The organism is Rasiella sp. SM2506 (assembly GCF_050859505.1).
Classification (GTDB): Bacteria; Bacteroidota; Bacteroidia; order Flavobacteriales; family Flavobacteriaceae; genus Marinirhabdus.
Window position 1 is genome coordinate 1,950,208 of record NZ_CP193934.1, and the last position, 22,819, is coordinate 1,973,026.

General features: G+C 37.7%; 27 protein-coding genes. 25 read left to right on the top strand and 2 right to left on the bottom strand.

Annotation, left to right across the window (positions count from 1 at the left end; all coding sequences use genetic code 11):
• The first annotated feature begins 22 nt into the window (after nt 1–22).
• The 20 genes from ACQ2HF_RS08845 to ACQ2HF_RS08940 all read left to right on the top strand — a co-directional run bounded on the left by ACQ2HF_RS08845 (nt 23) and on the right by ACQ2HF_RS08940 (nt 17,025).
• The gene (locus tag ACQ2HF_RS08845; RefSeq protein WP_432410070.1) at nt 23–1,264 is read left to right on the top strand and encodes a nitrous oxide reductase family maturation protein NosD; all 1,242 of its coding nucleotides are present in this window, start codon (nt 23–25) and stop codon (nt 1,262–1,264) included.
• Nucleotides 1,257–1,967, top strand: coding sequence for an ABC transporter ATP-binding protein (locus ACQ2HF_RS08850; RefSeq protein WP_432410071.1), 711 nt, complete (start codon nt 1,257–1,259; stop codon nt 1,965–1,967). Before ACQ2HF_RS08845 ends, ACQ2HF_RS08850 begins: the two co-directional genes overlap by 8 nt.
• A complete protein-coding gene (locus ACQ2HF_RS08855) occupies nt 1,960–2,742 on the top strand; it encodes an ABC transporter permease (protein ID WP_432410072.1) in 783 nt (260 codons plus the stop codon). Before ACQ2HF_RS08850 ends, ACQ2HF_RS08855 begins: the two co-directional genes overlap by 8 nt.
• Nucleotides 2,743–2,859: 117 nt before the next feature.
• Nucleotides 2,860–3,459 carry a thioredoxin family protein gene (locus tag ACQ2HF_RS08860; protein WP_432410073.1) on the top strand — a complete coding sequence of 200 codons (600 nt, stop codon included), beginning with the start codon at nt 2,860–2,862 and terminating at the stop codon, nt 3,457–3,459.
• Between the two features lie 21 nt (nt 3,460–3,480).
• On the top strand, nt 3,481–4,761 hold the full coding sequence (locus ACQ2HF_RS08865) for an acetyl-CoA hydrolase/transferase family protein (protein ID WP_432410074.1): 1,281 nt from the start codon (nt 3,481–3,483) through the stop codon (nt 4,759–4,761).
• 205 nt (nt 4,762–4,966) lie between these two features.
• The gene (locus ACQ2HF_RS08870) at nt 4,967–5,437 is read left to right on the top strand and encodes a hypothetical protein (RefSeq protein ID WP_432410075.1); all 471 of its coding nucleotides are present in this window, start codon (nt 4,967–4,969) and stop codon (nt 5,435–5,437) included.
• Between the two features lie 43 nt (nt 5,438–5,480).
• Nucleotides 5,481–6,218: an iron-sulfur cluster repair di-iron protein gene (ric, locus tag ACQ2HF_RS08875; protein WP_432410076.1), complete on the top strand. Its 738-nt coding sequence runs from the start codon at nt 5,481–5,483 to the stop codon at nt 6,216–6,218.
• Between the two features lie 2 nt (nt 6,219–6,220).
• A complete protein-coding gene (locus ACQ2HF_RS08880) occupies nt 6,221–6,685 on the top strand; it encodes a hemerythrin domain-containing protein (RefSeq protein ID WP_432410077.1) in 465 nt (154 codons plus the stop codon).
• Between the two features lie 84 nt (nt 6,686–6,769).
• Nucleotides 6,770–9,175 (top strand): heavy metal translocating P-type ATPase, encoded by a 2,406-nt coding sequence (locus ACQ2HF_RS08885; RefSeq protein ID WP_432410078.1) that lies wholly within the window; start codon nt 6,770–6,772, stop codon nt 9,173–9,175.
• The gene (gene pdxH / locus ACQ2HF_RS08890; RefSeq protein ID WP_432410079.1) at nt 9,168–9,776 is read left to right on the top strand and encodes a pyridoxamine 5'-phosphate oxidase; all 609 of its coding nucleotides are present in this window, start codon (nt 9,168–9,170) and stop codon (nt 9,774–9,776) included. The genes ACQ2HF_RS08885 and pdxH overlap by 8 nt, the downstream gene beginning before the upstream one ends.
• Before the next feature lie 59 nt (nt 9,777–9,835).
• Nucleotides 9,836–10,051 (top strand): cbb3-type cytochrome oxidase assembly protein CcoS, encoded by a 216-nt coding sequence (gene ccoS, locus ACQ2HF_RS08895; protein ID WP_432410080.1) that lies wholly within the window; start codon nt 9,836–9,838, stop codon nt 10,049–10,051.
• A gap of 2 nt (nt 10,052–10,053) precedes the next feature.
• A complete protein-coding gene (ccoN, locus tag ACQ2HF_RS08900) occupies nt 10,054–12,255 on the top strand; it encodes a cytochrome-c oxidase, cbb3-type subunit I (protein WP_432410081.1) in 2,202 nt (733 codons plus the stop codon).
• Nucleotides 12,256–12,257: 2 nt separating this feature from the next.
• On the top strand, nt 12,258–12,446 hold the full coding sequence (locus tag ACQ2HF_RS08905; protein WP_432410082.1) for a CcoQ/FixQ family Cbb3-type cytochrome c oxidase assembly chaperone: 189 nt from the start codon (nt 12,258–12,260) through the stop codon (nt 12,444–12,446).
• Nucleotides 12,443–13,387 carry a cbb3-type cytochrome c oxidase N-terminal domain-containing protein gene (locus ACQ2HF_RS08910; protein ID WP_432410083.1) on the top strand — a complete coding sequence of 315 codons (945 nt, stop codon included), beginning with the start codon at nt 12,443–12,445 and terminating at the stop codon, nt 13,385–13,387. The genes ACQ2HF_RS08905 and ACQ2HF_RS08910 overlap by 4 nt, the downstream gene beginning before the upstream one ends.
• 191 nt (nt 13,388–13,578) lie before the next feature.
• Nucleotides 13,579–13,956: a group III truncated hemoglobin gene (locus ACQ2HF_RS08915; protein WP_432410084.1), complete on the top strand. Its 378-nt coding sequence runs from the start codon at nt 13,579–13,581 to the stop codon at nt 13,954–13,956.
• Between the two features lie 4 nt (nt 13,957–13,960).
• The gene (locus ACQ2HF_RS08920; protein WP_432410085.1) at nt 13,961–14,269 is read left to right on the top strand and encodes a cupin domain-containing protein; all 309 of its coding nucleotides are present in this window, start codon (nt 13,961–13,963) and stop codon (nt 14,267–14,269) included.
• Between the two features lie 6 nt (nt 14,270–14,275).
• Entirely contained in the window at nt 14,276–15,697 is a 1,422-nt protein-coding gene (ccoG, locus tag ACQ2HF_RS08925; protein WP_432410086.1) for a cytochrome c oxidase accessory protein CcoG, read from the top strand.
• Between the two features lie 6 nt (nt 15,698–15,703).
• Nucleotides 15,704–16,150, top strand: coding sequence for a FixH family protein (locus tag ACQ2HF_RS08930; protein ID WP_432410087.1), 447 nt, complete (start codon nt 15,704–15,706; stop codon nt 16,148–16,150).
• A gap of 2 nt (nt 16,151–16,152) precedes the next feature.
• Nucleotides 16,153–16,854: a sulfite exporter TauE/SafE family protein gene (locus ACQ2HF_RS08935; RefSeq protein ID WP_432410088.1), complete on the top strand. Its 702-nt coding sequence runs from the start codon at nt 16,153–16,155 to the stop codon at nt 16,852–16,854.
• 33 nt (nt 16,855–16,887) lie between these two features.
• A complete protein-coding gene (locus ACQ2HF_RS08940) occupies nt 16,888–17,025 on the top strand; it encodes a hypothetical protein (protein ID WP_432410089.1) in 138 nt (45 codons plus the stop codon).
• 53 nt (nt 17,026–17,078) lie between these two features.
• On the opposite strand, the gene hemN is transcribed toward ACQ2HF_RS08940, so the two are convergent.
• Both hemN and ACQ2HF_RS08950 read right to left on the bottom strand, forming a co-directional pair.
• Nucleotides 17,079–18,443, bottom strand: coding sequence for an oxygen-independent coproporphyrinogen III oxidase (gene hemN / locus ACQ2HF_RS08945; protein ID WP_432410090.1), 1,365 nt, complete (start codon nt 18,441–18,443; stop codon nt 17,079–17,081).
• A 9-nt stretch (nt 18,444–18,452) separates the two neighbouring features.
• Complete coding sequence (locus ACQ2HF_RS08950) at nt 18,453–18,737, bottom strand: hypothetical protein (protein ID WP_432410091.1); 285 nt, start codon at nt 18,735–18,737, stop codon at nt 18,453–18,455.
• A gap of 172 nt (nt 18,738–18,909) precedes the next feature.
• Here ACQ2HF_RS08950 and ACQ2HF_RS08955 point away from each other — a divergent pair, with 172 nt between their 5' ends.
• From ACQ2HF_RS08955 to ACQ2HF_RS08975, 5 genes are all read left to right on the top strand, one after another.
• Complete coding sequence (locus ACQ2HF_RS08955) at nt 18,910–19,059, top strand: hypothetical protein (protein ID WP_432410092.1); 150 nt, start codon at nt 18,910–18,912, stop codon at nt 19,057–19,059.
• Nucleotides 19,060–19,830: 771 nt separating this feature from the next.
• Nucleotides 19,831–20,088, top strand: a complete 258-nt coding sequence (locus tag ACQ2HF_RS08960) for a hypothetical protein (protein ID WP_432410093.1) — start codon at nt 19,831–19,833, stop codon at nt 20,086–20,088.
• Between the two features lie 128 nt (nt 20,089–20,216).
• Nucleotides 20,217–20,993: an MlaE family ABC transporter permease gene (locus ACQ2HF_RS08965; RefSeq protein ID WP_432410094.1), complete on the top strand. Its 777-nt coding sequence runs from the start codon at nt 20,217–20,219 to the stop codon at nt 20,991–20,993.
• A gap of 2 nt (nt 20,994–20,995) precedes the next feature.
• Entirely contained in the window at nt 20,996–21,733 is a 738-nt protein-coding gene (locus tag ACQ2HF_RS08970) for an ABC transporter ATP-binding protein (RefSeq protein WP_432410095.1), read from the top strand.
• Nucleotides 21,734–21,821: 88 nt separating this feature from the next.
• Nucleotides 21,822–22,814 (top strand): MlaD family protein, encoded by a 993-nt coding sequence (locus tag ACQ2HF_RS08975; RefSeq protein WP_432410096.1) that lies wholly within the window; start codon nt 21,822–21,824, stop codon nt 22,812–22,814.
• Nucleotides 22,815–22,819 lie beyond the last annotated feature (5 nt).

Here is a 22,819-nt window from a genome sequence, read left to right on the forward strand (position 1 = left end):
CTAGCACAACACGTTAAAAGCAATGATTTTACATAAATGGATCTTCCTACTTACTGGTTTTTTGACGCAGCTCGCTTTCGCTGAAACTATAACCGTATGCACTTCCTGCGATTATAATTCACTAAAGCAGGCCATCGAGATAGCTAAAGCCTGCGATACCATTTTAGTAAAAAAAGGAACGTATAAAGAGTACAACATTGTAGTAGACAAACCACTAACTATTAAAGGTGAAAACTACCCAATACTAGACGGAGAAGATAAAGGCGAAATTATTCGCATTGTTTCAGATGGGGTTACTATAGATGGGTTATTTATCATTAATGTTGGCACAAGTTATACCAGTGATCACGCTGCCATACGAGTAGTGAGGAGTGAAAATTTTTTAATTCAGAATGTTGTTCTGGAAAAGTTATTCTTCGGAATTTATCTCGAAAAATCAAACAATGGAAAAGTATATCACAACAAGATAATTGGCGATGCGCAGGACGAATATAACTCGGGTAACGGTATTCAACTTTGGTACTGCAAAAATGTAGTGGTAGAACGTAATATTGTACAAAAAGTAAGGGATGGGATTTATCTGGAATTTTCAGATTTTATAACCATACACGATAACGTAAGCACAGAAAATTTAAGGTATGGTTTGCATTTTATGTTTTCTAACGACGATGTGTATACCAATAATACGTTCGAGAATAATGGAGCTGGAGTGGCGGTCATGTTTTCGAAACGTATTATAATGCGCAACAATACCTTTCACAAAAACTGGGGAACTGCAGCATTCGGACTGTTACTAAAGGAGATTAACGATGCCGAAATTAGCGGTAATACCTTCAAAGAAAACACCGTAGGTATTCATATTGAAGGTTCTAACAGAATTGAGTACAAAAACAACAACTTCATCAGCAATGGGTATGCTATAAAAGTACTTGGAGCTTGTTATACGAATGTTTTTAAAAGAAATAATTTTTTATACAACTCATTTGATATTTCATATAACAGCCGATTAAACGACAATGTTTTCAAAAATAATTACTGGAGCAGTTACACAGGTTATGACTTAGATAAAGATGGCATTGGTGATGTTCCTTACAGGCCCGTAAAACTATTTTCCTATATCGTGAACAGAACTCCCGAAACCATCATTTTAATGCGAAGCCTGTTTATCGATATCATCGATTTTTCTGAAAAAGTTTCACCTGTATTCACGCCAGATTATCTGCTGGATGCCCAACCATTAATGAAAGCCTTACCCTATGATTAGTGTACAACAACTTTATAAGAAGTTTGGTAAAAACGAAGTGCTCTCAGGAGTAGATTTGGAAATTTCCGAAGGGGAGGTATTTGCAATTTTAGGTCCTAATGGTTCTGGAAAAACGACCTTAATCAAAGCTATTTTAGGAATGGTTTTGCCTAATAAAGGAACCATTTTAGTTAAAGAAAATTCCATTAAAAAAGCGTGGAACTATAGACGCGAAATAGATTACTTACCACAAATCGCTCATTTTCCTGGAAATCTTACGGTCAAGGAATTAATCAAAATGATTAAGGATATACGAGGTGGCACTGCGTCAAGAGAATTGGAGCTTATTACCATGTTTCAATTGGAACCCTTTTTATCAAAAAAATTAAGCAACCTCTCAGGAGGAACTACTCAAAAAGTAAACATCGTTTTGACCTTTATGTTTGATAGTCCGTTACTTATTTTAGATGAGCCTACCACAGGGTTAGACCCAGTATCACTTATACAATTAAAAGAGCTAATTGCTTCTGAAAAAGAAAAAAAGAAGACCATACTGATTACATCGCATAGTATGAGTTTTGTAGAAGCTGTAACCAGAGATATTGTATTTCTATTGGAAGGAAAAATATATTACAAAGGCAGTATTTCAGCATTAAAACAGAAGACGGAGCAACAAGATTTTGAGCACGCCATTGCATCTTTATTACAACATAGTTATGATTAAAATACTAAAATACAGTTGTTACGATTTACTTAGAAGCCGGTGGAGTTATGTCTATTTTATATTCTACCTACTCTTAGGGTTCGTCTTGCTTTTTCTAAATAATGACCTTTCAAAAGCAGTCATCACATTGCTAAATGTAGTCATCGTTTTAGTACCTTTAATAGGGACGGTGTTTGGCGTAATGTACTATTATAATTCTAAGGAATTTACCACACTGCTTTTGTCCCATCCCATGAAGCGTTCTACCATATTTTTAGGCCAGTATTTTGGTGTCGCATCCTCCTTATCTTTAAGTTTATTATTAGGTTTAGGCATTCCTTTTTTAGCCTACGGAGTTTTTAAATCCGCAGCCATTTGGGATTTCGGTTTACTCTTGGTTGTAGGTGTTTTTCTCACCTTTATTTTTACAGCGTTTGCTTACACGATAGCCCTTTACAATGAAAATAAAATAAAAGGATTTGGTTATGCAATAATGCTATGGCTATGTATGGCAGTTATCTACGACGGACTCTTTCTACTCAGTCTTATCGCTTTTGAAGAATACCCTTTAGAAAATGTATCCCTCATTGGCACCATGCTCAACCCAATAGATTTGTCTCGGGTTTTAATATTACTAAAGCTTGATATTTCGGCACTTCTTGGTTATACTGGAGCTGTATTTCAGAAATTTTTTGGCAACCAGTGGGGCTTTTTTACTGCGCTGGTTGTATTACTATGTTGGGTAATTGCACCTCTCTTCTTTATGAAACGGAAAGTGATGCGAAAGGATTTTTAGAATTACAACGGAGGCTTCTCCTTCTAATGCAAATTCTGATACTGATAAAAATCATAGATAGGCCATTAAGATTCTTCTATTTTTGGCGATGGAAAAAGAATATTTCAAAAATAAAATATGAAAATTGATAGTAAAGAATATGTACATAAGGCGATTTCGTATCCCGAATATAAACTACTTTTTAAACAATTGGTTAAAGAGGAAAGAACTACGGGTAATGAGCAAAGTCGGGAGAAAATCGATTTTACCAAACTTAATTGGAGTAGGACAAAGAGGCTAGATAAAACAGTAATACTTTCAGATAGTGCAATAGCAATTTTTAAAGAATTGAATACGCCTCAAACATGGTTGGTGATTACTGAAACCTGGTGTGGAGACGCTGCCCAAACGCTTCCGTTTTTAAATAAAATTGCCGCTCTCAATGAAAATATAAATCTAAAATTAGTTCTTCGTGATGAAAATGAGGAGTTAATGAATTCTTTTCTCACGAATGGGTCACAGTCTATTCCCAAATTAATTATTCTAGACAGTAACAACCATGTTATAGATACCTGGGGGCCGCGATCTTCCAGAGCTACTCAATTGGTGAACGATTATAAGAAACTTCACGGACAACTGGATGCAGATTTTAAAAAAGCGCTTCAAATATGGTATAATAATGACGAAGGAGTCGCTATTATCGAGGATCTGATTTCGGTCATAAAAGTTTCAGTATAATTTAAATTGTAAATTCAGAATATGTCAAAATCTTTACAATTAGTCACACCACAAGAGGCTATTTCAGTTGTTAAATCTAACAATCGAATTTTTTTTCAGGGGGCTGCCATGACCCCAAATCTCTTAATAGATACATTATGCAGACGCTATAATGAACTCGAAAATGTTGAGATCATCCAAATCCATACCCATGGAGATGCCATGTATACACGGGCGCCTTATTCCAACGCGTTTCAGCTTAGCAGTTGTTTTGTTGGAAGTAACGTTCGAGAAGGTATTGCATCGCATAGAGGAGATTACATCCCTGTATTTTTAAGTGAGATACATTGGTTGTTTAGAAAAAATATTCTACCTCTAGATGTTGCATTTATTCAAGTTTCCCCACCCGATAAGCATGGGTATTGTTCGCTGGGCGTTTCGGTAGATATTACCTTGCCAGCAATACAAACGGCCAAAAAAGTAATTGCACTTATCAATCCAAAAGTGCCCAGAACCCATGGTGATGGCGTTATACATATTAGCAATATCACTTACGGAGTCGAAATCGACACCCCAATTCATGCGTCGATCCTAACCGAACCAACATCAATCGAGATAACCATCGGGAAGCATATAGCTAATATTATTGAGGACGGGGCTACCTTACAAATGGGGATTGGTAATATTCCAAATGCTGTGCTCAATAACCTTTCAAACCATAAGCGATTAGGTATTCATACCGAAATGTTTAGCGATGGTATTTTGCCTCTTGTTGAAAAGGGAATAATTACGGGAGAAGAAAAGAAAATAAAAACAGGAAAGATTGTTACTTGTTTTGCCATGGGAACTCAAAAGTTATACGATTTTGTGGATGATAATCCAATTTTTCACTTTAAAGAAGCAGGATATACCAACGACACAGCAATTATTAGGCAGAATCCAAAAGTAACGGCTATTAATAGTGCTATTGAGATTGATCTTACTGGACAGGTGTGTGCAGATTCAATTGGAGCCTATCAATATTCAGGGGTTGGTGGGCAGATGGATTTTATTCGTGGAGCATCACTTTCAGAGGGGGGGAAACCCATTATAGCAATGCCTTCGGTAACCAATAAAGGGGTGTCCAAAATCACACCCTTTCTTAAAGAAGGGGCAAGTGTTACAACTACAAGGGCACACGTACATTATGTGGTAACTGAATATGGCGTTGTAAATCTTTTCGGAAAAGGGCTGGAGCAAAGAGCAAAAGCCCTTATTTCCATTGCGCATCCAGATCATCGGGAAGCCTTGGAACGGGAAGCCAGTAAACGATTCTGGAGATAAAATACCTGTGTAAGTAACATCTTAAAAGTAAGTACAATAATCCTTTAGGGATACTGTGTGAAATTAAATAAGTCACATTCTGCTATCTCAGTCCGAGTTATAATTTATGAGTCAGTATTTATTAAAAACTAAATATCCCGTGTTTATGATTTATATCATAAAATAGCCTGCCTGTAAATCCTAATTTTGTGTCAAAGATTATAAGATGCAACAGCTCACTATAGCTCGTCAGCAACCGTTGGTTCTGGCTTCTGTTTTTTTATGGCTTGGTTTTTTGGGCACCATTAGTTTTATGGAAGCTTGGTTAAAATTTCGCGCCCCAGGAATAACTCTAGAACTAGGCTTAGGAATTGGTCGCTTGGTGTTTAATGCATTAAATAAGGTAGAATGGGTTCTTTTACTGAGTATTTTAGGTGGGCTACTTTATTACAAACAGACCGTAATCCAAAGACAACTTATTTTTTTAGTAATCCCTTGCCTATTGCTTTTATTACAAACATTATGGTTGTTACCAGCACTAGATCATCGAGCCGAAATGGCTATCCTTAAACAATCACTTCCTCCATCAAACCTACATTTTTATTACGTGGTTATGGAGATAATCAAAGCGGCTTGTCTTTTTAGCTACGGAAAAAGTCTTTTTAAAATTAGAGCCATTTCCGAAGCAACCATATAACAAGACAAAATTTCAAAATAACACAGATAAAAGAGTAAAACGTATGGAAAATGTATTAGAAAAAACAATTGGACAAATCGTTGCAGAAGACTATAGAACTGCACAAATATTCAAGAACTACAAAATTGATTTTTGCTGTAAAGGCGATCGAAGTATTGAAGAGGTTGCTGAAAAGAATAAACTGGATGCAACTCGTATCTTGCAGGAAATTGAATCAATACAACAGCATAAAAATGATGAGGTAATTGATTTCAAGTCATGGCCATTGGATCTTCTTGCCGATTATATTGAGAAAACACATCATCGGTATGTGGAGGCAAAAATTCCTGTCTTAAAACAATACTTGGATAAATTATGCAAAGTCCATGGAAGCGAACATCCCGAATTATTCACAATTACAGATTATTTTAAAAGTTCGGCAGGTGAATTGGCAGCGCATATGAAAAGAGAGGAGCTGATTCTCTTTCCAGCGGTACGAAAAATGACTTTGGCAGCTACAACAGGAATTCGCTTTACTCAAGGACATTTTGGAAGCATTGAAAACCCAATTCAGAAAATGATGGAGGAACACGAAACGGAAGGAGATCGGTTTAGAGAAATAAGCGAGCTCAGTAATACCTATACTCCTCCAGCCGACGCTTGTAATACCTATCGGGTAACCTTTTCCTTGCTTCAGGAATTTGAAGAAGACCTACACAGACATATTCATTTGGAGAACAATATTTTATTTCCGAAAGCAATCCAAATGGAAGAACAGCTTCAATTGCTCAAAACCGAATAATTTTGGGCGATTTAAAACCAATTAAACGGCATAAAGCTTTACAACCATTGAGTCGCCAACATCATTTTGGATTATTGTATTCCTGGAAGATTCGTCGAGGTTTTTCCAAAAATATTCCTATAGAACGAATGTCAGCTTTCAGTTCTTGGTTTTACATTCACCAAATCATCCCTCATTTTGAAGCAGAAGAACACTATATCTTTCCTATTCTTAAACCTGATGATGAACTTGTACAACGTGCCTTAAAAGAGCACCGTAGCATCAAACGCCTTTTCGAAGATAAGAAGAACCCTGTACGATCATTGAGCCTGCTTGAAGAGGAATTGCAGGCTCATATTCGTTTTGAAGAACGCGTATTGTTTAATAAAATCCAGGAGGTAGCAACTTCTTCAGAACTCATAAAAATTGAAGCCCTACACACTCCCGAGCCGAAACTTACAACATATATCGATCCGTTTTGGGAGTAAAATGAATTCAACTGACAGATGTCATATTTTAGGAATCTTCATAACAGCACCTTTGCGAAAGGTATCATGAGCAAATTTTAATATATGACTTCTTGTTTCCATTGCGGAGATCCGTGTGATGAAGAAATTATTTCACAATTAGAGAAAAACTTCTGCTGTTTTGGTTGTAAGACGGTGTATGATATTTTAAACGATAATGATCTTGGATATTATTACGAATTAGAAAAATCGCCAGGCACATCTCCAAAACTAACTGAAGCCAAATTCGATTTTCTGGACAATCCAGCCATCGCTAAAAAGTTGTTAGAATTTGACGAGGGCGGTACACAAGTCGTTTCCTTTTTAATCCCATCCATTCATTGTAGTTCGTGTATTTGGGTACTCGAAAATCTAAACAAATTACATGCTGCCGTGCTCACGTCACAAGTTAACTTTCCTGAAAAAACGGTGCGGATTACTTTTTCTTCTGAAATTTTGAACCTCAAACAATTAGTGCTTTCGTTAGCAAAATTAGGGTATGAGCCCTACATTTCTCTCGATGATGCCCAGCCTAAAAAACGGAATCATAACAAAACCCTTATCTACAAATTAGGGGTGGCGGGTTTTGCCTTCGGAAATGTGATGTTCCTTTCTTTTCCTGAATACTTTGAAGAAACCGAATTCTGGTTGGATCAGTTTAAGCATCTTTTTCGTTGGTTGATGTTTGCTTTTTCGTTACCCGTAGTATTTTACTCGGGACAAGATTATTTTATCTCCGCTTATAAAGGACTGCGTTCCAAAATTTTAAATATTGATGTGCCCATAGCGTTGGGTATTTCGGTATTATTTATGAGAAGTACGATTGATATTATTCTAGATACAGGTTCTGGATTTTTTGATAGTCTCACGGGCTTAGTTTTCTTCTTGTTACTGGGGAAGTTTTTTCAGCAGAAAACTTACGCCTATCTTTCGTTTGAGCGGGATTATAAATCGTATTTCCCCATGGCAGTAACGCAGCTTTTTAGAAAGACTACTGGCGCTTATTCCGAAGCACAAACCGAAGTCCACCTCATTAAAAAGGGTGACCGACTGCTCATTCGAAATAACGAACTTATTCCCGTGGATGCCATTTTATTAAAAGGCGATGCCCTTATAGATTATAGTTTTGTGACGGGAGAAGCGGTTCCCGTATCAAAATTATCTGGAGATAAGGTGTATGCGGGCGGAAAACAGCAAGGTGGTGTGTTAGAAATTGAAGTCTTAAAACCCGTTTCACAAAGCTACCTCACACAGTTATGGAGTAATGAAATTTTCAGCAAAACCAAAACAAGTGGTTTTCAAACGATTACGGATGGTATTAGCAAACAATTTACCGTAGCGATCGTAAGCATTGCTTTTCTCGCCACACTTTTCTGGCTCTCTTATGACCCAAGCAAGGCGTTTAATGTGTTTACAGCAGTACTAATTGTAGCCTGTCCTTGTGCCATCGCTCTTGCAGCTCCTTTTACATTGGGAAATGTTTTACGGCTTTTTGGAAATAAGAAATGGTATGTAAAAGAAGCTTCGGTCATTGAACAAATAGCGAAGGTGGATACGTTGGTGTTTGATAAAACCGGAACATTGACATCAACCCATCAAAACAGTATTATATATGAAGGAGTGCAACTTTCCGAAGAAGAAAAAAAGCTCTTGTCAACCTCATTGCGCAACTCTAATCATCCCTTAAGTAGGTCGCTTTACAAGGATTTAAAAAGAAATAATAGTCACACATTAGATGATTATGAAGAGGTTGTTGGTAAAGGCATTTTCGCCAAAACAGCTCAAAATCACATTAAAATAGGTTCTTACAATTTTGTAACAGAAATAGTTTCAGAACTAGAAATACCTAATAACAAACAGCAAACGGCTATTCATATTAGCACGAATGACAGCTATAAAGGTTGCTATATTTTCAATAATGAATATCGAAATGGGATTGAAGATACGATGCAAAGGTTAGCTCAAAAATACAAACTCATCGTACTTTCTGGGGACAACGATGGCGAACTGGAACATTTATCACAACTAATGCCACAGGGCACCGAATTTTATTTTAATCAGAAACCAGCGCACAAGCTACATTTCATTAAAAAATTGCAAGAGAATGGCAAGACCGTATTAATGATGGGTGATGGTCTTAACGATGCAGGAGCTTTAAAGCAAAGTGATGTAGGCATCGCTATTTCTGAAGATACAAACGTATTTACGCCCGCCTGTGATGGAATTCTGGATGCCAGCGTTTTCACTAGCATTCCAAATTTCTTAGAGGCGTCAAAACGAGGGGTTCAAATTATAAAGTGGAGTTTTCTCTTTTCGCTTTGCTACAACCTTATTGGATTGGCATTTGCGGTAACGGGGCACTTAAAGCCTGTGGTGGCGGCAATTTTAATGCCATTGAGTTCTATAAGTATTGTAGTGTTTACTACACTCATGGTGCGATGGTATGCAGGTAAATCTATCAATAATGAATGAGCCAAATCCCATACAGCATTTTCATCAATGGTTTTGTATTGTAAAAGATCAATTCCCAGAAATTGAAGTCAATGCAATGGCGTTAACAACGTTAGGAACAGACGGTTTTCCGAACACGAGAATGGTTCTTTTAAAGCAATATACATGGGAAGGCTTTATTTTCTATACGCAGTACACCAGTTCAAAAGGAAAAGCAATCGCTAAAAACAGTAAGGTGTGCCTTTCATTCTCGTGGGAAAAGGCAAAAAAGCGCATTACAATCCTAGGAACTGCTGAGAAAGTTAGCCAAGCACAGTCTGAAGCCTATTTTGAAGCGCGCCCTCGTGGGAGTCAATTGAGCGCTTGGGCATCTCAACAGAGTGAATCTGTAACTTCGAGAAAAGCTTTAGAAGAAAGCTATCATCACTTTGAAGACTTATTTAAAAATGAATCAATAGCAAAACCAGAGCGATGGGGTGGGTATATCGTGCGACCTATGGAGCTATTGTTTGAAGAATCCTTTGAGAACGTTATGAAGTGTATCAAGTACATAGTAATCGATGATCTTGATTGGCAAAAAGATATTCGTTACGCTTATATACCACGAAATTTTCAAAACTGACATTCGTCATATTTTAAAAAATCTTTCACATTTACTTTTACACCATAATTCAGGTAGGTATGAGTATTATTTATGTGTTACTGGCGATTAGTGTCATAGTCGCCGTTGTCTTTTTTATAGCCTTTATCATTTCAGTAAAAAGCGGTCAGTATGACGATACGTACACGCCTTCGGTACGTATGCTTTTTGAAGATGAGGTCGTCAAAGAAGCAACGCCACCTTCCTTAGAAACTTCAGAAAAAAAACCAACTAATTCAAATACCAAAGACGCATAATTATGGAAGTTGAAAAGTTCTATTATGACAATAAAATTGTTCGAAAATTTATAGTAGCTACAATGCTTTGGGGGATTGTGGGAATGAGCATAGGGTTGCTTTTGGCCTTTCTATTTCTATTTCCAAATATGACCGATGGTATCTCGTGGCTTAGTTTTGGTCGTCTGCGTCCATTACACACCAATGCAGTTATTTTCGCCTTTGTAGGGAACGCCATTTTCGCTGGGGTTTATTACTCTACGCAACGACTACTTAAGGCTAGAATGTGGAAAAACTGGTTGAGTAACCTTAATTTTTGGGGATGGCAGGCCATTATTGTAGGTGCGGCGATTACGTTGCCATTAGGGTATACTACCTCTAAAGAATATGCCGAGTTAGAGTGGCCTTTTGATATTGCCATTGCTATTATCTGGGTAGCCTTTGGAGCCAACTTAATAGGAACAATATTAAAGAGAAGACAACGCCATTTGTATGTTGCGATATGGTTCTATCTCGCAACTTTTGTTACGGTAGCGGTACTTCATATTGTAAATAGTATTGAAATTCCTGTGAGTGCCTTAAAAAGTTACTCGGTATATGCAGGGGTACAAGATGCCTTGGTGCAATGGTGGTATGGACACAACGCGGTGGCGTTCTTTCTAACGACACCTTTCCTGGGATTGATGTATTATTTTGTTCCTAAAGCTGCCAACAGACCTGTGTATTCTTACAAGCTTTCTATTGTCCACTTTTGGTCACTTATCTTTATTTATATCTGGGCAGGCCCTCACCATTTATTGTATTCGGCTTTGCCAGATTGGGCACAAAACTTAGGAGTGGCTTTTTCAATAATGCTACTTGCGCCTTCTTGGGGTGGGATGATTAACGGATTGTTAACCCTTCGGGGTGCATGGGATAAAGTGCGTACAGATCCAGTGCTTAAATTTATGGTCGTGGCGATTACGGGATACGGGATGGCAACCTTTGAAGGGCCTATGCTATCGCTTAAGAACGTAAATGCGATTGCACATTTTAGTGATTGGGTCATTGCCCACGTACACGTAGGAGCACTTGCTTGGAACGGATTCTTAACCTTTGGTATGATCTATTGGTTGGTGCCTAGATTGTTTAAAACCAAATTATATTCAATCAAATTAGCCAATGCCCACTTCTGGATAGGAACCTTAGGGATTATTTTATATGCGCTTCCTATGTATGTTGCTGGATTTGTACAAGCCTCCATGTGGAAACAATTTAATCCCGATGGAACGCTTACGTACGGAAATTTTCTAGAAACAGTTAGCGCGATTATGCCCATGTACTGGATGCGCGCCATTGGAGGTAGTATGTTTATTGTAGGTGCTTTTATTGCGCTATACAATGTCATAATGACGGCACGTAAAGGGTCTAAGGTTACTGATGAATTGGCTGAAGCTGCACCGCTGCAGCGGGTCACAAATAAGCGTACTTCAAAAGAGGGATATCACACTTGGTTAGAACGTCGTCCCGTAAAACTTACCATTTTCGCTACCATAGCGATACTAATTGGAGGTGCGGTACAAATTATACCATCGTTGATGGTAGATGAATATGTGCCTATTATTTCAAGCGTAAAACCATATAGTCCTTTAGAATTAGAAGGTCGTGACCTCTACATTAGAGAAGGTTGTGTGTCTTGTCACTCGCAAATGGTACGCCCGTTTAGAAGTGAAGTAGAGCGGTATGGCGAATACTCCAAGGCCGGAGAATATGTATACGACCATCCGTTTTTATGGGGAAGCAAACGTACGGGGCCAGATTTGCTTCGCGTAGGAGGGAAGTACAGCGACAATTGGCACTTAAACCACTTTTACGACCCACAAAGCACCTCTTCTGGCTCCATAATGCCATCTTATAAATGGCTTATAGAGAATGAATTGGACAAATCTTTGACGCAAGATAAAATGGAAGCAATGGTGAGCTTAGGAGTTCCCTACACCGAAGAAGAAATTGCCAACGCACAACAGTGGATGACAGCCCAAGGAACTACCATCGAACAAAACCTCTACAACGATCCGGATTTTGCAAAAACCTACGAAGCAGATAAGAAGTTTGCACTAGAAAACGACGAGGATTTTATTGAAATGAAAGACCGAGAAGTTGTGGCCTTGATTGCCTATTTACAGCGATTAGGAACCGATATTAAAGTAAAAACAAATGCTAATTCTGCTACTAAAATCGAATAATTATGTTACGATACATCAAAGGAAATCTCGAAAATATAGACGGCGTAGCAATCTATCCTATTATATCATTATTGATCTTTTTTATCTTCTTTGCAGTGCTTTTTTATTGGGTATGGACCGCCAAAAAAGAGCATATAGAAGAAGTAAGTAATATTCCATTAGAAAATGACGAAAACGATACATCACTATGAGAACAACAGCATCCTATTTACGCATTATTGGATTTATAGCTATAGCTTTCTTTTTATTTGAAATTATTGCCGATGCAGGTGAACAATGGGCTTTAGAAAAATACCCCATTCTTTGGGCAGTACTAGGCGTTGTCCTTGTATTCTCCATCGCTGTAGAATTAATTGTTGAAGCGCTTCAAAACATACTTTTTAAAGGGTTGAGTGACGAAGCAAAAGCTCGGTACGTAGCCGAAGAAGTAGTGAAAAAGAAAAATCAATTCAGCTGGATAAAACGAAAGTACAGCAACCTTTTAGGAAGTAAGCCCATCCAGGAAGAACACGAGATTATCCTCGACCATAATTATGATGGCATTAAAGAGTTAGATAACAAACTCCCACCTTGGTGGGTCTATAGTTTTTACGCATCCATAGTTTTTGCGGTTGTGTACATGGCTCGATATCATATTTTTGATGACATAAATCAGGATGAAGAATATGATCTCGCTGTGGCGGAAGCACAAATAGAAATTGAGAATTATAAAAAAACAGCAAAGAATTTAGTAGATGTAAACACGGTCGTGGTGCTAACCGATCCGGCAGATATAACGGCTGGAAAAAACATTTTCACACAAAACTGTATTGCCTGTCACAAGGCAGATGGTGGTGGTGGGATAGGTCCTAATCTCACCGATAATTACTGGATATTAGGCGGTGGCATTAAGAAGGTGTTTAATACTATTTCTGAAGGTGGGCGTGATGGCAAGGGAATGGTTTCCTGGAAATCTGATCTAACACCCTTGGAAATGGCGCAAGTTTCCAGTTATGTATTACAATTTAAAGGAACCACTCCCGCCGAACCAAAAGATCCTGAAGGCGATATTTGGGTAGATCCCGATGCGCCTGAGCAAGCTGTTTTAAAAGTAAACGATTCCACGGCTGTTATAGTACCGGGCGATAATTAGGGAGTTGCCCTGCGTTGCTTTTCTCGGGCAAAGCAACACAGAGCCGGGCTTTCGCTACTCGCTTTTTGTGATATCACCTTGAGCACATTCGAAAAGTTTGGTGGGCACAAAAGAGCTCAAACAAACCGCTCTATCCCTAACTCGGTATAGTGAAACTAGTTAACAGAAGGATTACCATTGAATGCTTGCGTATGAAGGATTTAGAAACAAGAAAAGATATAGAGTTGTTGGTCAATTCATTTTATAGCAAAGTGAAAATAGACCCTACTATTGGTTACATTTTTACTGAAGTTGTCAACGTAGATTGGGAAGAACATTTGCCAAAAATGTATAGCTTTTGGGAAACTATCATTTTTGGATCTACTTCATTTAAAGGAAACCCAATTCGCACACACAAAGAGCTAAGTTGGAAAACAAAAATGGGCGAAGAGCAATTTGATAGGTGGTTAGCACTTTGGACACAAACAATAGATGAAAAATTTAAAGGAATAAGAGCTGATGAAATAAAGCAACGCGGTAAAAACATTGCTGGTTTAATGCTTTTTAAAATCCAACAATTAGAAAGATAACGATATGGTACTATTAAATGAATTATTCGAGGACGTAACATTAAGCAATAAACCGCTCACACGGGTTCTTTTTAAAAAACACGGGATTCACATTTTAGCCGTTGGTCTTAAAAAAGGACTTCTTTTTCCTGAACATACAACACCCGTAAAGGCAAAGTTATGCGTATTGGATGGCGAGATTGAATTTAGAATTTCAAATAAGGTAATAAAATTATCAAGTCTCGATACGTATGAAATACCAGTAGATATTCCACATTCCGTAATGGCAACAGCAGATGCCATTTTTATGATAATTAAGAATACTAAAAAGTGATCTCTAATGGCAGAACAGGGACAAGATAACTTTCGAGATACCATAGGAACCTTGAGTGAAGATGGAAAGCGGGCATGGGTATTTCCTAAAAAACCAGTTGGTAAATGGTATGAGTATCGCAAATATGTGAGTTATGTATTATTAGCTTTTCTGTTTTCTGCACCTTTTATTAAAATAGGGGGCAACCAGTTTTTAATGTTCAATGTACTGGAGCGACGTTTCAATATTTTTGGCTATCCATTCTGGCCACAAGATTTTCATCTGTTTGTTATTATGATGTTACTGGGAGTGGTCTTCGTGGTTTTTTTTACAGTGGCTTTTGGAAGGTTATTTTGTGGATGGGTGTGTCCGCAAACTATATTTATGGAAATGGTGTTCCGTAGGATTGAGTATTGGATTGATGGCGACAGAGGAAAACAAATACGCCTCGCAAAAATGCCTTGGAATGCTGAAAAGATTAAAAAAAGAATGTTGAAATGGAGTATCTTTTTCATTATTTCTTTTTTAATAGCAAATGTGTTCTTGGCCTATTTAATTGGTGGCGACCGTTTACTACACTATATCATAGAGGGTCCTTTAAGTCATACAAGCACACTCATATCATTACTTATTTTCACGGGAGTATTTTATTTTATTTTTGCTTGGTTTAGAGAGCAAGTATGCATTATAGCTTGCCCATATGGTAGGTTGCAAGGAGTGCTTTTGGATAATAAATCGATTGTAGTTGCCTATGACCACAAGCGTGGAGAACGCGAGGAAGGTAGGTCAAAATTTAAGAAAAATGAAAATCGCGAGGACATTGGAAAAGGTGATTGTATAGATTGTTTTCAGTGTGTACATGTATGTCCTACGGGTATCGATATTAGAAATGGTACACAACTAGAGTGTGTAAACTGCACTGCTTGTATAGATGCTTGCGATAGCATTATGGATTCTGTAGATCTTCCCAAAGGGCTTATTCGCTATACAAGTGAAGAAAATATAGAGAAGAAGAAAAAGTTTGAATTCGGTCCAAGATTAAAAGGATACACAGCTGTGTTGTTTATACTTACTGCGGTATTGGTGGGGATGCTTTTTTTACGAAATGATGTAGAGGCAAGGATATTACGATTGCCGGGGCAATTATATGAGCGTAAAGCAGATACTATAATTAGCAATGTATACACCTTCAAATTGATAAATAAAACAACTGAAGAAATTTCTGAGGTAACGTTTAAACTTTTATCTCATCCTGGGAGCATAGAAATAGTTTCTCACGAAACATTTGTAGTTCCCGCACAAGGATTGGCAGAAGGTACTTTGTTTATTGAAATAAACACTAGCGCATTAAGCGGAGATAAAGACCGATTAGAAATTGGGGTATACAGTAATTCAACATTAATAGAAACTACAACGGCATCTTTTTTGGGACCACGCAGTTATAAATAAAACGCTATGAAAATTAATTGGGGAACAGGTTTAGTAATAGGGATGGCGCTTTTTATGTGTTTCATTCTATATATGGTCATCACAATGAGTACCAATAAAGAGTACAGCCACGATTTAGTAACAGAAGCCTACTATGAAAAGGAAATGTTATACCAAAATGAAATAGATGCAGAAACGAATGCTGTTAATCTAAGCAGTAAAATTACGGGAAGTAAGACACCAGAAGGTTGGCTTTTAAAATTTCCTGAAGAACTAGTATCCTCTAAAATTGAAGGTACGGTGTTCCTATATAGACCTTCCAGTAAACAACTGGATTTCGATTTTCCAATCGAACTTTCTGGTTCAATTTTGCTCATACCTGACGAACGTTTATTGGAAGGTCGCTGGAACATTACCATTTCTTGGGAGTATGAGGATACTTCTTATTTATATAAAAATCAAATTGTGTATTAACTATGTGGGGAGCAGCACTCTTATTTGGATTGTTAGGCAGCTTTCACTGCGTGGGAATGTGTGGTCCCATTGCTTTCTTATTGCCGGTTGATAGAACAAATACGTGGCGAAAATCGATTCAAATAGGACTATACCACGTAGGACGTCTTATTTCTTATGGGATTATCGGCCTGCTATTTGGACTGTTGGGAAAAAGTTTTTCTCTTTTTGGATTGCAGCAGCAATTATCTATTGTCATTGGGGTGCTTATGATTTTAGCAGCAGTCTTTCCCAAAAAATGGATGGCTAAAATGAGTGTCTCTAAACCCATTTTTATAGGGATATCCCGCATTAAATCCTCTTTAGGCCAGCAGCTTAAAAAAAAGACACCAGACACATTTTTTACTATTGGTTTTTTAAATGGTTTTCTGCCCTGCGGCTTAGTATATCTCGCTGTTTTTACAGCAATCGTTTCTGGAAGTGTGTTGGAAGGAGGTCTTTATATGGTGCTTTTTGGGATAGGTACAATACCGCTTATGACTACAGCAATATATTTGGGTAACTTGATAACGGGAGTCGTTAAAACCAGAATTAGAAAAGCAATACCGATAGTTATAGTGCTTTTTGGTTTTCTATTTATTCTACGAGGTTTAGGACTTGGTATTTCTTTTATTTCTCCTAAGCCAATGGTTGCTCAGGTTGAAGCAAAGTATGAATGTCACTAATCAATATTTTATAATAATCTAAAATCGATATCTATGAATTTTTTAAATATGCCCTTGGTTAATTGGGGAATGGGAACTGCGCTTATTATAGTTTTCGCCGTTGTTTGCGTGATACTTTCAGTAGTTATTTACACTATGGTGCAGAGTGGGAAGAAGAAAAAAGACGAATAAAAAAAGGGAAGTCAATTATCACATTGCTTCCCTTTTCATTTTCACCACTAAACTTAAATAGTCATAGAAAATAATTGTGTTTCGGGTTTTTCGCGATGTAATCGTAGATCAAAAGCCATGCATATATTACGGATAAACGGCTTTCCTTTTTCGGCTACTTGAATTCCGTCTGGTTTTAAAAAAATAAGTTCATCTGTTTCGGGTTCTCTTAATTGCTCTAGGATTATAGGGAACGATGAGTTTTTTAATTCGTCAGTATGCCAGGACGTTTCAAATCTACACATCAGGTTTAAAATATGTTGTCTTATGATAAGATCTTCATCAGTTAACATATGCCCTCTAAATACAGGGATAATTCCTTTCGATACTAAGTCTTGATATGCTTCAATTCCTTTTTCATTTTGAGCAAAACCAGTCCAGCTATCGCTAATGGCCGATGCTCCTAAGCCTATCATTACATCTGTCTTAGAGTTTGTGTAGCCCATAAAGTTTCGATGTATAGTTTTGTTTTTTAGTGCTGTATACAAACTGTCGCTGGGTAAAGCAAAGTGATCCATCCCAATTTCTACATATCCAGCTTCAAGAAGTAGTTTTTTACCCAATGCATACATCGCTCGCTTTTCTTCTGCAGAAGGGAGGTCGGCATCTTTAAAACCGCGTTGTCCATTTCCTTTCATCCAGGGCACGTGTGCGTAGCTGTAGAATGCAATCCGGTCTGGACGTAACTGTGTAGTGATTTCAATGGTTTTCCGGATGTGTTTCTTTTTCTGAAATGGTAAACCAAAGATTAAATCGTGACTTATTGATGTATATCCTACTTTGCGTGCATCCTCCGTAGCACGTATTACATTTTCAATGGGCTGCACTCTATGAATAGCTCGTTGCACCGTATCATTATAATCTTGTACACCATAACTTACTCTGTTAAAGCCAAAGGAAGCAAGAACCTCTAAATGCTCTATGGTCGTATTATTAGGATGTCCTTCAAAACTAAACTCATACTCTTTCGCCTTTTGTACTCTTCTTAAGAGCCCTTCCATCAGCATTTGTAGATTTTCCGGACTATAAAAAGTAGGCGTGCCACCGCCTATGTGTAGTTCTTTTATAATTGGCTTTTCTCCAAAAAGTTCGATGTATAACTCTAATTCCTGCAAAATAGATTTTAAATACGGAATTTCCACAGAGTGGTTTTTTGTAATGCGCTTATGGCAACCGCAAAAGGTACAGAGGCTTTCACAAAATGGAAGATGAATATATAGGCTAATGCCTTGTGAAGCATTAGTACTTTTAAAACTTTTGATTATTTTTTGTTTCCAGGCCTTCAAGAAAAAGGTGTCACTATCCCAGTATGGTACTGTGGGATAACTTGTATACCGAGGGCCTGCTACATTATATTTCGCTATTAGGGAATTGCACATAATTGTAAATTAAGAAGCGAAACCATACACTATAATCGCAAAATTGATTAGCACACTTGCTATCAGTAGTTTATAGATTATCGAAGGTTTTTGTAAGGTCAAAATCGCTGCGTTATGTGTACTACAAATCGCTACTGTTATAAATACCAGAAACATTTGTAGAAAACCATTTCCATGAAGCAGTGATGCCATCACAGCAAGAGATCCTATGCATGTGGAAGCTAACATTCCTATGGCAGAATAACCAATAATATTTTGAGTGTAGTCTTTTTGAAATTTTGCTAGCGTTGTCATTATTTATCTATTTAAGAATTTAAGACAAAACTACAATTGCGCTATAGGTTAAAATATGATAAATATCAGTCAAATAAGAAATCCCACCCCATCATCATCTTTCCTTTACCAAAAACTAAAATTTAAGATTAGCGAACGGGCGAGCTGGCGTGTTGGAATTCGAATCCCGAAGGTGAAACGAGAAAAGCCACCCGAAGGTGGCTTTTTGAGTGGAGCCTGCCTGCCAGAGGCACGAAAGGTAGTAGGTGATTATAAACGTATGATCCCTACTAGCCCCAATCCTGCAATTACAACTGCCAGTGCTTGCCGTCCTGGTGTCTAAAAACAACAAAACCCGATCAAGCGAAAATGCTTGTCGGGTTTATTATGTTTTCAGCCACAACGCAGTTGTGAGTGATTGTGGAGCCGGAGGGATTACCTAAGGTGATCCCTTAATAGCTCCAGTCTTGCAAATACAACTGCCAGTGCTTGCAGCCCTGGTGTCTAAAAACAACAAAACCCGATCAAGCGAAAATGCTTGTCGGGTTTATTATGTTTTCAGTCACAACGCAGTTGTGAGTGATTGTGGAGCCGGAGGGATTACCTAAGGTGCTCCCTTAATAGCTCCAGTCTTGCAAATACAACTGCCAGTGCTTGCAGCCCTGGTGTCTAAAAACAACAAAACCCGATCAAGCGAAAATGCTTGTCGGGTTTATTATGTTTTCAGCCACAACGCAGTTGTGAGTGATTGTGGAGCCGGAGGGATTACCTAAGGTGATCCCTTAATAGCTCCAGTCTTGCAAATACAACTGCCAGTGCTTGCAGCCCTGGTGTCTAAAAACAACAAAACCCGATCAAGCGAAAATGCTTGTCGGGTTTATTATGTTTTCAGTCACAACGCAGTTGTGAGTGATTGTGGAGCCGGAGGAACCAGAACGGAGCGGCTATTTAGACTGTGAATAGGGGGTTTCAAGACCCCTGAAATTTATGCGCACCGAATAGGTGACTTTTTAACATTTGTTTTTATCAACTAACTATAAAATAGACCAAAATGATATATATCATAGTGTTGACTACTTCTTAAAACTACTTTTTAGACTATATAAAATCATAATTGCTCTCTCGCTATTTACCGGTCTTTATAATTCTATCGCTTATTGCTGAAATTTTAGGTACGGTGGGCGGATTTGGTTCATCAGTTTTCTTTGTGCCCATCGCCAATTTCTTTTTTGACTTTCAATCTGTTTTAGGCATTACAGCTTTATATCACGTATCGAGCAACCTTACCAAGATTGCCTTTTTTAGAAAAGGATTGGATAAAAAGGTTATTGATCAACTTCTTATACCTGCCGTAATTTTTATAATAGTTTAAAATTTATAAGGTAAACAAACTATTGAAACAATCGATTTAAAATGATAAAAGTCATTTCGGACAACTGACGGATGTCATTTTTCTTAGCTGCTAAGCACCCTATTTTTACTGATTAGAATTAATAGGCGTTGAACGAAACAAATTCCATAGTAATAAAAACAAAACGCTTTTTTGAAGAAGTGGGCGATATGACATATTTCGCCATTCGTTTTTTTAAAGAAGTATTTACAGCACCTTTTGAGTGGAAGGAACTTATACGCCAATGTTACCAGATGGGAAATCGCTCTTTTCTATTAGTAGGTGTGACTGGGTTTATTCTTGGTTTGGTATTTACACTTCAATCAAGACCTACGTTGCTCGAATTGGGTGCTGTTTCTTGGATGCCATCTATGGTAAGTATTTCTATTGTTCGTGAAATAGGACCTGTGATGATTGCGCTCATTTGTGCAGGACGAATTGGTTCTGGTATAGGTGCCGAGCTTGGAAGTATGAAAGTAACAGAACAAATTGATGCAATGGAAGTTTCGGGCACTAACCCCTTTAAATATTTAGTGGTAACCCGTATTGTGGCAACGACTTTAATGCTTCCGTTATTGATTATTATGGGAGATGCCGTTGCGCTTTTTGGTTCGGCCATTGTGGAAAATTTAAAAGGCGAAGTATCATATATGCTGTACTTTAATAAGGTATTTGATGCGCTTGAGTTTAGTGATATTGTTCCCGCAACTGTTAAATCGTTTTTCTTCGGTTTTGCTATTGGTTTGGTGGGTTGTTATAAAGGCTACCATTGCTCAAAAGGAACGGTTGGGGTAGGAGAAGCATCAAATGCTGCGGTAGTGTATACTTCTATGTTACTTTTTGTGATAGATTTTATAGCCGTTTTTCTAACCGATATATTCTTTTAATTATGAAAGAACCAATTTTAGAAATAAAAGATCTGCACATAAGTTTCGGCGACAATCACGTGCTCAACGGATTTAACCTAAAATTATATGAAGGAGAAAATCTGGTGATCATGGGAAAATCTGGTTCGGGAAAATCGGTTATGATAAAATGCTTGGTGGGATTAATGGAAGCCCATAGCGGATCTATTAAAATTAGGGACTATGATATTGTTTCTTTGGGCCGAAAGGAGCTAGATGTACTGCGAACCGAGATCGGTTTTCTATTTCAAGGAAGTGCCTTGTATGATTCTATGACGGTACGTGAAAATCTTGAATTTCCCCTGAGAAGAAATCGAGATAAAGTAGATGCATCCAAAACCACTACCGAATTGGTAGTGGAAGCCCTTGAAAATGTAGGTTTGGAGCAAACGATAGATTTAATGCCAGCTGAGCTTTCCGGAGGAATGCAACGACGAGTGGCCTTGGCAAGGGCACTTATTTTAAAACCAAAAATTATTTTATATGATGAACCCACCACAGGACTTGATCCCATTACAGCAAAGGAAATCATTCAGTTAATGAGAACCATTCAGAAAACGTACAAAACGTCATCATTAATTATTACGCACGATGTGGATTGTGCACGAGTCATAAGCAACCGAATGATTTTGCTTGTGGACGGGATTAATTATGTAGAAGGAACATTTGAAGAACTATCCACTTCCGAAGATCCAAAAGTGCAAGCCTTTTTTAAAAACTAAGTAGTATGAAATGCCTTTTTACACTTTTTAAACTAAATGAAATGAATGGTCTAAGCATTCATAAATTCTATTTTTCAAATATCTTATTATGAATAAAAAATCAGCTTCTCATAAAACCCGCGTTGGATTGTTTATAATTTTAGGCACCATTATTCTTGTTGCAGCGCTCTATTTTATTGGCAAAAGGCAGCACATTTTCAGTAAAAATATTGAGGTGTATGCTGTTTTCCATAATGTGAACGGTTTGCAGTTGGGCAATAATGTTCGCTATTCGGGAATCAATGTAGGGACCGTAGGCAACATTGAAATGGTGGATGAGGGCGCTATCGTCGTACAAATGATGGTGGATAAAAAAACAGGTGCATTCATTAAAAAGGACGCCATAGCAACCATAGGTTCGGACGGCATAGTGGGGAGTATGGTGGTAAATATTCTTCCTGGTGATAAAAACCTTCCAGTCATTACCGCAGGAGATACCATACCTACCAATAGTAAAGTAGGAATGGACGATATGCTCACTACACTAAGGGTTACTAATGAAAATGCCGCATTGCTAACTGCAGATTTATTGAAAATCACCAAACAGGTTTTAGAAGGAGAAGGAGCTCTGGGTGCCCTGCTTACAGATGCTGAATTGACAAAGGACATAAGAGCAACGTTACACAATTTGAAGCAAACAACAGAGGGCGCTGATCGACTCATAGGCTCTTTGAATTATAAGTTTTCAAAAATAGATATGGATGAAAGTGCTGTGGGTGTTTTATTGACTGATACTATTGTGGGGAACCAGGTGCATCAAATGATTTCAAATTTAGAAAAGTCAAGTGAGGATATTTCCAAAACAACAGAACAACTAGTGCTAATTGTTTCTGAAATAAATTCGGCTGAAAGTACTTTCAATTATCTCACAAAAGATGAAATTTTACCAAAAACCATAGACTCAACTATGATTGAAATCAAGGAAGCTTCCCAAAAATTGAATGAAAATATGGAAGCTTTGAAACATAATTTTTTGTTTAGAGGTTATTTCAGAAAACAGGAACGATTGGAAAGAAAGCGAGCTAAATCAATTAAAGAATAGAACCT

Coding starts and splice junctions, on each gene's coding strand:
- ACQ2HF_RS08845 (WP_432410070.1), top strand. CDS start 23: ATGATTTTACATAAATGGATCTTCCTACTTACTGGTTTTTTGACGCAG.
- ACQ2HF_RS08850 (WP_432410071.1), top strand. CDS start 1,257: ATGATTAGTGTACAACAACTTTATAAGAAGTTTGGTAAAAACGAAGTG.
- ACQ2HF_RS08855 (WP_432410072.1), top strand. CDS start 1,960: ATGATTAAAATACTAAAATACAGTTGTTACGATTTACTTAGAAGCCGG.
- ACQ2HF_RS08860 (WP_432410073.1), top strand. CDS start 2,860: ATGAAAATTGATAGTAAAGAATATGTACATAAGGCGATTTCGTATCCC.
- ACQ2HF_RS08865 (WP_432410074.1), top strand. CDS start 3,481: ATGTCAAAATCTTTACAATTAGTCACACCACAAGAGGCTATTTCAGTT.
- ACQ2HF_RS08870 (WP_432410075.1), top strand. CDS start 4,967: ATGCAACAGCTCACTATAGCTCGTCAGCAACCGTTGGTTCTGGCTTCT.
- ric (WP_432410076.1), top strand. CDS start 5,481: ATGGAAAATGTATTAGAAAAAACAATTGGACAAATCGTTGCAGAAGAC.
- ACQ2HF_RS08885 (WP_432410078.1), top strand. CDS start 6,770: ATGACTTCTTGTTTCCATTGCGGAGATCCGTGTGATGAAGAAATTATT.
- pdxH (WP_432410079.1), top strand. CDS start 9,168: ATGAATGAGCCAAATCCCATACAGCATTTTCATCAATGGTTTTGTATT.
- ccoS (WP_432410080.1), top strand. CDS start 9,836: ATGAGTATTATTTATGTGTTACTGGCGATTAGTGTCATAGTCGCCGTT.
- ccoN (WP_432410081.1), top strand. CDS start 10,054: ATGGAAGTTGAAAAGTTCTATTATGACAATAAAATTGTTCGAAAATTT.
- ACQ2HF_RS08905 (WP_432410082.1), top strand. CDS start 12,258: ATGTTACGATACATCAAAGGAAATCTCGAAAATATAGACGGCGTAGCA.
- ACQ2HF_RS08910 (WP_432410083.1), top strand. CDS start 12,443: ATGAGAACAACAGCATCCTATTTACGCATTATTGGATTTATAGCTATA.
- ACQ2HF_RS08915 (WP_432410084.1), top strand. CDS start 13,579: ATGAAGGATTTAGAAACAAGAAAAGATATAGAGTTGTTGGTCAATTCA.
- ACQ2HF_RS08920 (WP_432410085.1), top strand. CDS start 13,961: ATGGTACTATTAAATGAATTATTCGAGGACGTAACATTAAGCAATAAA.
- ccoG (WP_432410086.1), top strand. CDS start 14,276: ATGGCAGAACAGGGACAAGATAACTTTCGAGATACCATAGGAACCTTG.
- ACQ2HF_RS08930 (WP_432410087.1), top strand. CDS start 15,704: ATGAAAATTAATTGGGGAACAGGTTTAGTAATAGGGATGGCGCTTTTT.
- ACQ2HF_RS08935 (WP_432410088.1), top strand. CDS start 16,153: ATGTGGGGAGCAGCACTCTTATTTGGATTGTTAGGCAGCTTTCACTGC.
- ACQ2HF_RS08940 (WP_432410089.1), top strand. CDS start 16,888: ATGAATTTTTTAAATATGCCCTTGGTTAATTGGGGAATGGGAACTGCG.
- hemN (WP_432410090.1), bottom strand. CDS start 18,443: ATGTGCAATTCCCTAATAGCGAAATATAATGTAGCAGGCCCTCGGTAT.
- ACQ2HF_RS08950 (WP_432410091.1), bottom strand. CDS start 18,737: ATGACAACGCTAGCAAAATTTCAAAAAGACTACACTCAAAATATTATT.
- ACQ2HF_RS08970 (WP_432410095.1), top strand. CDS start 20,996: ATGAAAGAACCAATTTTAGAAATAAAAGATCTGCACATAAGTTTCGGC.
- ACQ2HF_RS08975 (WP_432410096.1), top strand. CDS start 21,822: ATGAATAAAAAATCAGCTTCTCATAAAACCCGCGTTGGATTGTTTATA.